The following is an 11,592-nucleotide window of genomic DNA, read 5'->3' as shown; positions in this document are numbered from 1 at the left end:
CTGTGCGGGGGTGCCGCCCTTTCGCGCTGTTCTCAGAAGGCGCCTTCGACGTTGACCGGCCCGACCTGGAAACGGCCCGAGCAGATCGTCCAGGGAGCCGGGACGAGCACGGCGTCGTACGAGGCCGGCGGGTAGACGCGCAGATAGGTGCCGGTCCGCAGACAGGGGCCGCCGACCGGGCCGTTCGTGGTGCGGACCACCGCGTAGGCCGAGTGGGCGGGGGTGAGTGTGACCGTGGCGTACGACCGCCCGCTGCGGGTGGCGGCCGGGCCGATCTGCCGGTGGGCGGTGTCCAGCACGCTGACGCCCGGGTAGCCGCGCAGGGCACAGCTGGTCGTACTGGTGTTGGTGAACCGTATCGGCCAGTACAGCGAGCCCGCCGCAGCGTCCTTGCGGCCCATGGACAGGTACAGGTCGTGCACGGTGCAGGCGCGGGGACTGGCCGACGCCCGGGTCACCGTCGCCGCCGACGCGGTCTTCGAGGCCGGCGTGGCCGGCGCTGTCGTCGTCGCGCTCCAGGCGACCCCCGCTGTCGCGAGTGCCGCCGCACAGGCGGTCAGCGCGGCGGCTGTACCGCGCCGGGAGAGGAATCGAGTGTGCAGGGACATGGCGCATCCGCCTCCATCTGGGCGAATGGGTGGATGAAGTCACCTGGTTGGATGCGCCCCGGTGCGGAAAAGTTGTGCGCCCCTCGGAAACGGCGCGTGCCCATGTCCTGCGCTGGGTCGCCTGCGCCCGCGCGTGGACCACGGCGCACGCGAACCGACGGGCCACAGCCGGTCAAGGCCGGTCAGGTGGGCGGGAAGGTGGGCGGGAAGGGGGGCGGGAAGGGGGGCGGTGGCCGATGCGGCGCCGATCAGGCCGCCGACGAGCACCGTCAGCGGCCGGGGCGTGCGCCCACACAGTGGGGCACCCCTTCTCCGGAGAACGAAATCCGAACATCGGGCCTCTGTGACCGTGATTCCGGATCCGGGCGGGGTGCCCCTTGGGCCTGCCCGTACCGTCTGGTCCGGGCGGCGGATCAGACGGTACGCACCCGGTACGTCGCCACCCGTACCGTCTCGTCGTCCAGGCACTCCCCGGTGACCAGGTCGAAGCGCTGCTTGAGCAGCGGGGAGGAGACGAACGGGCGGCCCTGGTGGGTGCCGGTCAGGCCGCGGGAGAGGACGGCCGCGCCGGCGAACGGGTCGCGGTTGTCGATCGCGTACAGCCGGTCCGCCCGGTCACGGAACAGGGCCACCTGGCGGCCGTCCGGCAGCAGGGCCGCGACCCCGCGGCCCGGTGCCAGCCGGTGCAGGTCGCAGACCGTGAACCAGGTGTCCGCCTCCGGGGTCAGCTGGATCTGAACCATCAGGTCGGTCTTCTCGGGTGCCAGGGTCATCGCTGCGCGCTTCCTTCCAGTACGTCTTCCAGTTCGTTTTCCAGTCCGTCCGCCCGCGTCTCGGCGAGACGGCGGTGGCCGATGTCGAGCAGCGGCAGGTCGGGCTTGATCTGGTCCCGCTCGGGGACGAAGGCGACGATCGGGTCCGGGGTGTCCGGTGCGTTCACGAAGGACACGAACCGCGCCAGCCTCTCGGGGTCGTTGACGGTCTGCGCCCACTCGTCCCGGTAGTTCGAGACATGGGCCGCCATCAGCGTCTCCAGCTCGTCGCAGATGCCGAGCCTGTCGTGGACGACGACGTCGCGTACGTGGTCCAGGCCGCCCGGGATCCGCTCCAGCCAGACGCTCGTGCGCTCCAGCCGGTCGGCCGTGCGGATGTAGAACATCAGGAACCGGTCGATCAGGCGGACCAGTTCGGCGTCGGACAGGTCCTGTGCCAGCAGGTCCGCGTGGCGCGGGGTGGCGCCGCCGTTGCCGCCGACGTACAGGTTCCAGCCGTTCGAGGTGGCGATCACCCCGAAGTCCTTCGACTGGGCCTCCGCGCACTCGCGCGCACAGCCGGAGACCGCGGCCTTCAGCTTGTGGGGCGAGCGCAGCCCCCGGTAGCGCAGCTCCAGGTCGATCGCCATCCGGACGGAGTCCTGCACGCCGTAGCGGCACCAGGTCTGCCCGACGCAGGACTTCACCGTGCGCAGCGACTTGCCGTAGGCGTGCCCGGACTCGAAGCCGGCGTCCACCAGCCGCGTCCAGATCATCGGGAGCTGTTCGACGCGGGCGCCGAACAGGTCGATCCGCTGACCGCCGGTGATCTTCGTGTAGAGGCCGAAGTCACGGGCGATCTCGCCGATCACGATCAGCTTCTCGGGGGTGATCTCCCCGCCGGGGATGCGCGGCACCACCGAGTACGAGCCGTTCTTCTGCAGGTTGGCCAGGAAGTGGTCGTTGGTGTCCTGCAGGGCCGCCTGCTCACCGTCCAGGACGTAGCCGCTCGCCCCGATCGCCGGGGCGAGGGAGGCGATGATCGAGGCCACGGCCGGCTTGCAGGTCTCGCAGCCCTCGCCGCCCCGGGCCTCCTCGCGGCCGTGGCGGTCCAGCAGCTCCTGGTACGACGTGATGCGCAGGGCCAGGATGATCTCGTACAGCTCTTCGCGGGTCTGCGCGAAGCAGGCGCACATCCCCTTGTCGACCTCGACGCCGCTGGCCTCCAGCTCGATCTTGAGCAGCTGTCCGAGGACCTTCTCGCAGCTGCCGCAGCCGGTACCGGCCTTGGTGCACTTCTTCACCTCGGGCACGCTGGTGCAGCTGTGCTCGGTGACGGCCCCGCGGATGGTGCCCTTGGTGACGTTGTGGCAGGAGCAGATGATCGCGTCGTCCGGCAGTGCTCCCGGGCCGAGCTGGCTCGGGCCGCCGACCCCGGCGGGCAGCACCAGCGACTCCGGAGCGACCGGCGGCACCGAGCCGGTCAGCGCGCGCAGCGTGCCGTACTCCTCCGCGTCACCGACCAGGACGCCGCCGAGCAGCGTGCCGTCCCGGCCGATGACCAGCTTCTTGTACAGGCCGGAGCGGGAGTCCGAGTAGACCACGTCGAGGCTGTCCTCGGTGGTGCCGTGCGCGTCACCGAAGGAGGCCACGTCCACACCGAGCAGCTTGAGCTTGGTGGACAGGTCGGAGCCGGTGAAGGAGGCCTCGTCCGCGGCGATGGTCGCGGCGGCCGTCACCGCCTGCTCGTTGCCGGGGGCCACCAGGCCGTACACCCGTCCGTCCGCCGCCAGCGCGCACTCGCCGATCGCGAACACGTGCGGGTCGGTGACCGAGCGGCACTGCTCGTCCACCGTGATGCCGCCGCGCTCGCCGACGGCCAGACCCGAGTCGCGGGCCAGCTGGTCGCGCGGGCGGACACCGGCGCTGAACACCACCAGGTCGACGGCGAGTTCGGAGCCGTCTGACAGCTTCATGCCGGTGACGGCGCCGTCGGGCCCGGTGAGGATCTCCTGGGTGCCGGTGCCCGTGTGCACGCTCATCCCCATGCCCTGGATGGTCCGCAGCAGCGCGGCGCCGCCGCCGTCGTCGACCTGCACCGGCATCAGACGCGGCGCGAACTCCACGATGTGGGTGGCCAGTCCGAGACCCTGCAGGGCGCCCGCCGCCTCCAGGCCGAGCAGACCGCCGCCGACCACTGCGCCGGTGGTGGCCCGGCTCTTGGCGTACGCCTCGATGGCGAGGACGTCCTCGATGGTGCGGTACACGAAGCAGCCCTCGGCGTCCTTGCCCGGCACCGGCGGCACGAACGGGTAGGAGCCGGTGGCGAGGACCAGGACGTCGTAGCCGACGGTCAGACCCGAGCGGGCCGTCACCGTGCGAGCCGCGCGGTCGATGCTCTGCGCCGGGTCGCCGATGTGCAGCTCGATGCCGTGCCGCTCGATGAACTCCATGTCGGTCATGGACAGTTCCTCGGGCGTGGTGCCCGAGAAGTAGGAGGTGAGGTGCATCCGGTCGTAGGCCGGGCGGGGCTCCTCGCACAGCACGACCACGCGGTGCGTGCCGGTCAGGCCGCGCTCGGCGAGCGCTTCGAGGAAGCGCTGGCCGACCATGCCGTGGCCGACGAGCACGATCGTGGGGCGGGGGCTGTTCCCCAGGGGTGCGGTCGTGGACATCAGGAGCCTCCGTCAGTGGTGAGCAGGTGGAGCAGCGGTCCGTCGTCGAGGAGCGGCTCTGCTCCCTCCCAGGCGCGGGCGAGTGCGCCGACGGTGCCGAGTTCGCCGACGAGGACTCCGCCGACGAGGCGGTCGCCGCGCACGACGACCTTGCGGTACGTGCCCCGGGTCGCGTCGGCGATCCGCACGACGTCGTCACCGGGGCGGCCCTCCGGCTCGCCGAACGCGGCGAGGTCGAAGGGAGAATCGGGGCCGGTCAGGGTGAGCCGGGTCAGGGCGCGGGTGCCGGTGTAGCGGGCACCGTCCCGGCCGGCCAGCACCTCGGCGAGGACGTCGGCCTGTTCGAGGGCCGGTGCGGCCAGGCCGTACACCGTGCCGTCGTGCTGGGCGCAGTCGCCGATGGCATGGATGTGAGGGTCGGAGGTGCGCAGCTCGTCGTCGACGAGGATTCCCTTGTGGACGGCGAGCCCCGCCTGCTCGGCGAGTCCGGCGCGCGGGCGTACCCCGCAGGCGATGACCACGAGGTCGGCGTCGAGGGCGTATCCGTCGGCCATCTCCACCGAGCGCACCGCGCCGCCGACACAGCGCACGTCCCGCACATGGCACTCGGTGTGCACCTCGACGCCCAGGTCCCGCAGATGCCGCAGCACCAGCCGGGAGGCGTCCGGGTCGAGCTGGCGCTCCATGAGCCGCTCGGCCTGCTGGGCGAGGACCACCTGCGCCCCGCGCACCGCGAGCGCGCGGGCCGCGGACACACCGAGCAGACCGCCGCCGACGACCACCGCCCGCACCCCGGGCCGTACCGCCTTGGCCAGGCCCAGGCAGTCGTCCATGGTGCGGAACGCGTGGACGCCCTCGGGGAACTCGCATCCGTGCGGGAAGAGGCCGCGAAGGGGTGGGAGCACGGGGTTGGATCCGGTGGCCAGGACCAGCCTGTCGTATGCGATCGACGAGCCGTCGGCGCAGGCGAGGGTCCGCGCGGCCCGGTCGATGCCGGTGACCCGGGCGCGTACGGTCCGGGCGGGCGCCGGGAGGGAGATCACCTCCGGGGCGTACCGGCCGGCCAGCACTTCGGCGAGCAGCACCCGGTTGTACGGCGGATGCTCCTCCTCGCCGACGAGCAGTGCGGGTGTGCCCAGCTCGCCGAGCCGGCGGGCGAGCCGTACGCCCGCGAGGCCGGCGCCGATCACCACCACACGCGTATTCGAGGTCATGCATCGCAGCGTGCTTCGCCGAGGTTTCCCGGCCGCATCACCTCTGTTTCCCGCGAGGAACGCTGCCCTCAGCAGTGGCGGGGAGCGGATGTGAGGGGCCTGCGCACGCGCCGGGGGCCGCTGTGAGGAGGGGCGAGGGCGTGCCGGTTTGCCTTCCGGGACCGGCTCCGTCACCGTCGCCGCTGATGGCGGACCTGCAGTCCGACTTCGACGTCTTCGCAGCCGCCGCCGGTGCGTTGCAGGGCGAGTTCCGCAGGTCGGGTGAGATCGGCGCGGATGCGCTTCGCCGGGTCAACGACACGCTGCGGGCCATGTCGGGGAACTACTGAGCCCGCCTGGACGGCCTGCGGGAGGAGTACCGGCTCGCCAGTCGCGCGGTCGTCATGGGGGATGTCGCCGCCATCAGGCGCTGATCCGGCGTGGCCCGGGTGGCTCAGCGGCTGCCCGTCAGGTGGGCGAAGACGACCACGTTGCCCTGGTAGCCGGTGGATCTGGAGTAGCCGCCGCCGCAGGTGATGACCCGGAGTTCGGGGCGGTCGGCGGCGCCGTACACCTTCTTGTCGGGGAAGTCGTCCGCCGCGTAGACCTCGACCGCGTCCACGGTGAAGTACGCCACCGAGCCGTCGCGGCGGTCCACCTCGATGACGGCACCGCGTTTCAGTGCGCCCAGGTCGTAGAAGACGGCGGGGCCCTGCGCGTTGTCCACATGGCCCGCGACGATCGCGGTGCCCGTCTCGCCGGGCGTGGTGCCGGCCTCGTACCAGCCGGCGAGGTTCTTGTTGCCCGGCGGGGGCACGTCCAGGCTGCCGGTGCGGGTGAGGGCCAGGCCCATCAGCGGGGCGTTCACCCCGATCGCGGGTATCCGGATGCGCAGGGGCGGGGAGGGCGGCAGCGCGGGGGCCGAAAGCCGCTGCCCGTTCGGGTCGGGCCGGCCCTCGGCGGCCGGCGGCTGCGGCGGCGCGGGTGCCCCGGCACTTCCGCCGAGCAGCCACACCCCCGAACCGAGGGCGACTACGGTGACGGCGGCTATCGCGGTGTCCCCGATCCTGCGCATGCGAACCCCCTGGTCGAGGCTGACCCCCTGCCCCCTCCGGGCCACGAGGGGCGTCGGACCCGGAGGGGGTGGGATGTGCGGTACCGGCGGACGGACAGCGGAGGGTGTCCGTCAGATGCCGTCGCCTCTCGCCAGGCGATGCAGGAGCCAGGTACCGCCCGCGGCGGCGACGGCCAGAGCCGCCACGCCTGCCGCGGTCCGCACGGGGTCGGTGCCGAGTGTGCCGCCGACCCCCGTCTTCAAGCTTCCCCGCGGCTGCACCTGTTCGTGCGCCACGCTCAGGGCCACCACCAGGTCGCCCGTCAGGCGCCGGTCGCCTTCCGCGCACCTGGCGACGATCTCGTACGTCCCCGGCTGCGCGCTCGGCGGCACCCGGAACTGCCCGATCGCCTCGCCCTGGTGGGTGGTGGGCGCCAGCGTGAAGGTCCCGGCGCCGACCGCGCCCGCGTCCCCGGCCGCCGTGCCCCGGTCCCCGCACCCGGCGGTGTTCACGGTGACCTGACTGCCCGGCACCACGGTGGAGGGGTAGACCTGCAGGCTGCCCGCGTCGCCGCCGTACGCCGGCCCGGCGGCGACACCTGCCGCCGCCGCGGCGAGCGCGGTGGCGGTCAGCAGACGGGCGGTGCGTCGCATGGTGCTCCCCAGAGCTGGTCCGAAGCTTGTCCGACTTCCTCTACCGAGGTAAGTGGCTCCGGACCGGGACCGCTTCCTGAGACTTCGTCAGTAATGCGGTGAACGGGTGTCACCGGCGCCCCCCGCACGGACTAGTGGGCAGGCGGCTTCGGCAGGTCATGGGGCGTGCGGGCGGGCGCGGAAGAACGCGGTGCGAAGAGCACACGAATGGAGCGGCGGCGCCGGTGAACGGGTGAGGGGCGACGTGCCGTCCCGGCGGTGTCCGGTGTCCGGTGTCCGGTATCCGGTGTCCGGGGGCCGGGGCCGGGGCCGGGGCCGGGGCCGGGGCCGGGGCCGGGGCCGAGGGTGGGTGTGGGGCCGGGAGCCGGGAGCCGTGCGGCCGGTCCGTCGAGGACACCGTCCAGCCCTCGTCGGGGGCGCATGGGAACGCCCCGTGCGTCTCCCGCGCACGGGGCGTTCCGGGGCTCCGGGTCAGCTGTTGCGCAGGCGGGCCAGCGCCTCGTCCAGATCGGCCTTGCGGGGCCGGTTGTACGGGAGCTTGGCGAGCATGGCGGCCATCCCGCAGGTGTTGGTCACGGCGGAGAAGACCAGGCCACCGGCGATGCCCGCGGACAGCAGCCGGAAGGCCGGGTGGACCACTTCGCCCAGCGCCAGGCCGAGCACGACCACCGAACCGGCGGTGAGGCGGACCTGGCGCTCCATGGCCCACGTCGCCTTCCCGCCTCCGCCCTCGAGGCGGTGCAGGTCGTGGCCCTGCGCGGCCCAGGCGCCGGTTCCACCGGCCAGGGTGGCGGTGTGGACGCCGTTCTCGGCCAGCGTCCGGCAGGCGTTCTCCGAGCGGGCGCCGGAGGCGCAGACGACGAGGACATCGCCGCGCTCGGCGGCCCTGCGGATGTCTGGCAGGGCCCGGTCCAGTTGGTCGAGGGGGATGTTGAGGGCCCCGGGGATGTGTCCGCCGGCGTACTCACCGGGGGTGCGGACGTCGATGACGGTCAGCTCGTGGAGACGGGAGCGGGCCTGGCGGGGGTCGAGGGTGGTGGGGGTGCTCATGGCAGGTGTCATCCTTGTCTGTCGGCAGTGCCCCGCGAGGGGAAGCGTTCGTACCCCGTGGGGTATCGGTGAGGAGTGGTCGTGGAGCTTGATCTGGCGAGTGCGGAGCTGCGGTCGGTGCTGAACCGGCTGCGCCGGGCGCAGGGGCAGATCGCCGGGGTGATCCGGATGATCGAGGAGGGGCGCGACTGTGAGGAGGTCGTCACCCAGCTCGCGGCCGCGTCCCGTGCCCTGGACCGCGCCGGTTTCGCGATCATCGCCACCGGACTGCAGCGGTGCCTGGCCGACGTGGAGGAGGGCCGTGCGAACGGCGAGGACCGTGCGCAGATGCGCGGCCGGCTGGAGAAGCTGTTCCTCTCCCTGGCCTGACGCCCGTCCGGGTGCCCGAGCCGTGCCGTCATGGTGAGACACCGTGCCGTCATGGCGAGACCAGTACGTCCACGAGCATGAAGGCGGCGACCGCGAGCAGCACGTAGGCGAAGAGACGCTGAAGCGTGTTGCCCTTGATCTTCTTCGACAGTCGCTTGCCGTCCCAGGCGCCCAGGATCGCCGCCGCCGTGAACGGTGCGATGACCGCCCAGTCCAGCCGCATCCCGGTGCCGGCCCGGGCGCCGAGCGCGGCCAGCGAGTTGACCGTGATGACCAACAGGCTGGTGCCGACGGCCCGGCGCATGGGCAGGCTCAGCACGCTCACCAGGGCCGGCACGGCGAGGAAGCCGCCGCCCACGCCCAGGAAGCCGGTCACCGCGCCGAGTCCGGCGCCCGCGGCACCGGCCTTGCCGGGCTGCGCCGTGCCGGACCTCTCGGCGACCGCGGGACGCAGCATGCGCAGCGCGGCGAGTGCCGCTATGAGGGCGAAGGCGACCGTCAGCAGGGTCTGGGGCAGATGCGCGGCGGCGGTCCCGGCGATCATCGCGGGCAGGATGCCCGCCGCCGCGAACAGCATGCCGGTGCGCCAGGCGACGTTGCCGTCGCGGGCGTGGCCGGTGAGTGCCGTGACCGACGTCAGGGTGACGATGATCAGGCTGGCCGTGGTCGCTTCCGCGGGGGTGAAGCCGAGCAGGTAGATCAGGGCGGGCACGGCGAGCACGCTGCCGCCACCGCCCAGCCCGCCGAGGGCCAGGCCGATGACAGCACCGGCGACGAGCGCGAGGATCAGAGCGGTCATGCTATCGAGCCGTTGTTCCCGCGTTCGTCGACGACCGGGTGACCGGCAGCGGCCCACGCCTGCATGCCGCCCTTGACGTCCACGGCCTCGGCGCCGCGTTCGGTCAGCAGCTCGGCGGCCTGCTGCGAGCGGTTCCCGCTGCGGCAGATCACCACCAGTGGCCGCCCCTGGGCGGCGCTCGGCAGCGCCGCGCCGGCGGCCAGACGGGACAGCGGCGCGTGCACGGCGCCGGGCGCGTGTCCGGCGTTCCACTCGCCTTGCTCGCGCACGTCCAGCAGAACGGCCGGGGCGTCGGCGCCCTGGGTGCGCCGACGGGCCTCGCCGGCAGTGACGCGGTCTTCGCCGCGACGGTGGAGGAACATCACACAACCCCTCGGGGACTCGTGAGGAACAGGGCAGGGGGTCTTCAGCCCGTGACGACGGTCAGTCCGGCCTCGGCGGCGGAGTCGAAGCCGTCGTCGACGGCCACGACGTCCCGTCCGGCGGCGTACAGCAGGGAGGCGGCGATACCGGCCCGCATGCCGCCGGCGCAGTGGACCCACACCGTGCCCTCCGGGACCTCCCCGAGCCGCTTGTGCAGCTGGTGGATCGGGATGTGCACGGAGCCGGCGAGGTGTCCGGCGGCCCGCTCGGAGTCGCGGCGCACGTCGAGCACGACGATGTCGTCCGTGCCGTGCTCGGCCAGGCCGGCGAAGGTCGACCGGGGGAAGGAGGCGAGGGGGGTGCCCTCGGTCACCCACTCCTGCGGCGCGCCGGTCGCGGCGGCCGCGGGCCGGTCGATGCCGACGCGGACCAGCTCGCGCTGCGCGGCGGCCAGCTGGTTGGGGGACTCGGCGAGCAGGGTGACCGGCTTGCCCCACGGGATCATCCAGGCCAGGTAGGTGGCGATCTTGCCCTCGGCCTCGAAGTTGAAGGATCCGGCGACGTGGCCCTCGGCGAACGCGACCCGGTTGCGCAGGTCCACGATCCACTCACCGGCCGCGAGGCGGGCGGCGATCTCGGCGGCGTCAGCGACGGCCGGGGGAGTCAGGTCCACCGGGGCGGGGCCGCCGGCGTTGGCGGGACCCATGTGGGCGTAGTAGGCGGGGACGTCCTCGAGTTCGGCGAGCAGCCGGGCGACGAAGGAGTCCACGTCCGTGGTGAGCGCCGTGTTGACGGACCTCTCCTTGCCGATGGTGGTGGCGTCGCCCTCGGCCTGCGCGGAGGAGCAGAAGCTGCCGAAGCCGTGCGTGGGCAGCACGGACGTCTCGTCCGGCAGCTCGGCCGCCAGGCGGTGCGCCGAGGCGTGCTGCGCGCGGGCCAGCTGCTCGGTCAGCCGCGGTTCGACCAGGTCCGGGCGGCCCACCGTGCCGATCAGCAGCGAGCCGCCGGTGAACGCGGCCGCCGGCTGTCCCTGCTCCTGCAGCACGTACGAGGTGTGGTGCGGGGTGTGACCCGGGGTGGCCACGGCCCGCAGCTCGAGCCCGTCGTCGACGGTGACGGTGTCGCCGTCGGCCACCGGCACCCGCGCGAACGACACCAGGGCGCCGGCCGGGACCAGGTAGGCGGCCCCCGTCACCCGCGCAAGCTCCAGGCCGCCGGTGACGTAGTCGTTGTGGATGTGGGTCTCCACCACGTGCGTGATCCGTACCCCGCGCCGGGCCGCCGCCGCCAGTACCTGGTCGAAGTCGCGCGGCGGGTCCACCGCCACGGCCGTCTGCTTGCCGCCGGCCAGGTAGTGGCGGTTGCCGAGGCCCTCGACCTCGATGGTGTCGATGAAGAACACGGAGAATCTTCCCTTCCGAGAAATTACCCCCCCGGGTATATGTGCCACCATAACAGGAGTACCCCCGGGGGTATCCCAGTTCCAAGGGGCGGCCGCGGACTGTTTTGCGACAAGGGGGCGGGCAGCGGTCGCGGCGGCCGTGGGAACCGGGCGTGAACCGGCCGTGTGCCCGCCGCGCGGCTTCGGTGAGGTGACGGGTGTGCGGCGGTCGCCGGTTCACCGCGCGGGCGACCGGCTCGGCGCCGGCCGCCCGGCCGAAGAGTCCGCCGGCGCCGCGGCGGTGCGGTCGCCGGCGGTGCGGGCGTGGGCCATGGCGGCCGTGGTGCCGGATGTGCGACCCGCGGTCCTCACGCCAGCGACAGGAACAGCCTCTCCAGCCGACTGCGCAGCTGCTCGGCGTCCTCGCCGTTCTTCCGGCCGGTCTCCGCATCGGTCACGCACTGCTGCAGACCGCTGGCGATGATCGCAAAACCGGCACGGTCCAGGGCGCGGGAGGCGGCGGCGAGCTGCGTGACGACGTCTGCGCAGTCGCGGCCCTCCTCGATCATCCGGATCACGCCGGAGATCTGGCCCTGTGCGCGACGCAGTCGGTTCAGCACGGACTTGAGGTCCCCGCTTTCAAGCTCCAGTTCCACAGCCACTCCTCGCAAATACCCCCAGGGGTACTCTGGTG

General features: G+C 73.0%; 13 protein-coding genes. 2 read left to right on the top strand and 11 right to left on the bottom strand.

Going from position 1 to position 11,592, the window contains the following annotated elements; all coding sequences use genetic code 11:
• Nucleotides 1–32 precede the first annotated feature (32 nt).
• From K7G59_RS22155 to K7G59_RS22140, 4 genes are all read right to left on the bottom strand, one after another.
• Nucleotides 33–608, bottom strand: coding sequence for a DUF4232 domain-containing protein (locus tag K7G59_RS22155; RefSeq protein ID WP_225836854.1), 576 nt, complete (start codon nt 606–608; stop codon nt 33–35).
• A gap of 413 nt (nt 609–1,021) precedes the next feature.
• Nucleotides 1,022–1,381, bottom strand: a complete 360-nt coding sequence (gene nirD / locus K7G59_RS22150; protein ID WP_225836853.1) for a nitrite reductase small subunit NirD — start codon at nt 1,379–1,381, stop codon at nt 1,022–1,024.
• Nucleotides 1,378–4,035, bottom strand: a complete 2,658-nt coding sequence (nirB, locus tag K7G59_RS22145; RefSeq protein ID WP_225836851.1) for a nitrite reductase large subunit NirB — start codon at nt 4,033–4,035, stop codon at nt 1,378–1,380. The genes nirD and nirB overlap by 4 nt, the downstream gene beginning before the upstream one ends.
• Nucleotides 4,035–5,249 carry an NAD(P)/FAD-dependent oxidoreductase gene (locus tag K7G59_RS22140; RefSeq protein WP_225836849.1) on the bottom strand — a complete coding sequence of 405 codons (1,215 nt, stop codon included), beginning with the start codon at nt 5,247–5,249 and terminating at the stop codon, nt 4,035–4,037. The genes nirB and K7G59_RS22140 overlap by 1 nt, the downstream gene beginning before the upstream one ends.
• A gap of 185 nt (nt 5,250–5,434) precedes the next feature.
• Between K7G59_RS22140 and K7G59_RS22135 the strand changes: the two genes are divergently transcribed.
• Nucleotides 5,435–5,578 (top strand): hypothetical protein, encoded by a 144-nt coding sequence (locus K7G59_RS22135; RefSeq protein WP_225836846.1) that lies wholly within the window; start codon nt 5,435–5,437, stop codon nt 5,576–5,578.
• A gap of 104 nt (nt 5,579–5,682) precedes the next feature.
• On the opposite strand, the gene K7G59_RS22130 is transcribed toward K7G59_RS22135, so the two are convergent.
• From K7G59_RS22130 to K7G59_RS22120, 3 genes are all read right to left on the bottom strand, one after another.
• Nucleotides 5,683–6,303, bottom strand: coding sequence for a class F sortase (locus tag K7G59_RS22130; protein ID WP_225836845.1), 621 nt, complete (start codon nt 6,301–6,303; stop codon nt 5,683–5,685).
• Nucleotides 6,304–6,414: 111 nt separating this feature from the next.
• Nucleotides 6,415–6,936: a hypothetical protein gene (locus tag K7G59_RS22125; RefSeq protein WP_225836844.1), complete on the bottom strand. Its 522-nt coding sequence runs from the start codon at nt 6,934–6,936 to the stop codon at nt 6,415–6,417.
• A gap of 471 nt (nt 6,937–7,407) precedes the next feature.
• Nucleotides 7,408–7,986 carry a rhodanese-like domain-containing protein gene (locus tag K7G59_RS22120; protein ID WP_225836842.1) on the bottom strand — a complete coding sequence of 193 codons (579 nt, stop codon included), beginning with the start codon at nt 7,984–7,986 and terminating at the stop codon, nt 7,408–7,410.
• Nucleotides 7,987–8,067: 81 nt separating this feature from the next.
• Between K7G59_RS22120 and K7G59_RS22115 the strand changes: the two genes are divergently transcribed.
• A complete protein-coding gene (locus K7G59_RS22115; protein ID WP_225836841.1) occupies nt 8,068–8,355 on the top strand; it encodes a metal-sensitive transcriptional regulator in 288 nt (95 codons plus the stop codon).
• A gap of 49 nt (nt 8,356–8,404) precedes the next feature.
• Here K7G59_RS22115 and K7G59_RS22110 read toward each other — a convergent pair whose 3' ends face one another.
• The 4 genes from K7G59_RS22110 to K7G59_RS22095 all read right to left on the bottom strand — a co-directional run bounded on the left by K7G59_RS22110 (nt 8,405) and on the right by K7G59_RS22095 (nt 11,554).
• Complete coding sequence (locus tag K7G59_RS22110) at nt 8,405–9,154, bottom strand: sulfite exporter TauE/SafE family protein (protein WP_225836839.1); 750 nt, start codon at nt 9,152–9,154, stop codon at nt 8,405–8,407.
• The gene (locus K7G59_RS22105; RefSeq protein ID WP_225836837.1) at nt 9,151–9,516 is read right to left on the bottom strand and encodes a rhodanese-like domain-containing protein; all 366 of its coding nucleotides are present in this window, start codon (nt 9,514–9,516) and stop codon (nt 9,151–9,153) included. The genes K7G59_RS22110 and K7G59_RS22105 overlap by 4 nt, the downstream gene beginning before the upstream one ends.
• 44 nt (nt 9,517–9,560) lie before the next feature.
• Entirely contained in the window at nt 9,561–10,919 is a 1,359-nt protein-coding gene (locus K7G59_RS22100) for an MBL fold metallo-hydrolase (RefSeq protein WP_225836836.1), read from the bottom strand.
• Nucleotides 10,920–11,266: 347 nt separating this feature from the next.
• Nucleotides 11,267–11,554 carry a metal-sensitive transcriptional regulator gene (locus K7G59_RS22095; protein WP_225836834.1) on the bottom strand — a complete coding sequence of 96 codons (288 nt, stop codon included), beginning with the start codon at nt 11,552–11,554 and terminating at the stop codon, nt 11,267–11,269.
• Nucleotides 11,555–11,592: the final 38 nt, after the last annotated feature.

Source organism: Streptomyces sp. NK08204 (assembly GCF_020400585.1).
Taxonomy (GTDB): Bacteria; Actinomycetota; Actinomycetes; order Streptomycetales; family Streptomycetaceae; genus Streptomyces.
Note: the sequence above shows the minus strand (reverse complement) of the source record. Positions and strands in the feature narration are given on the sequence as shown.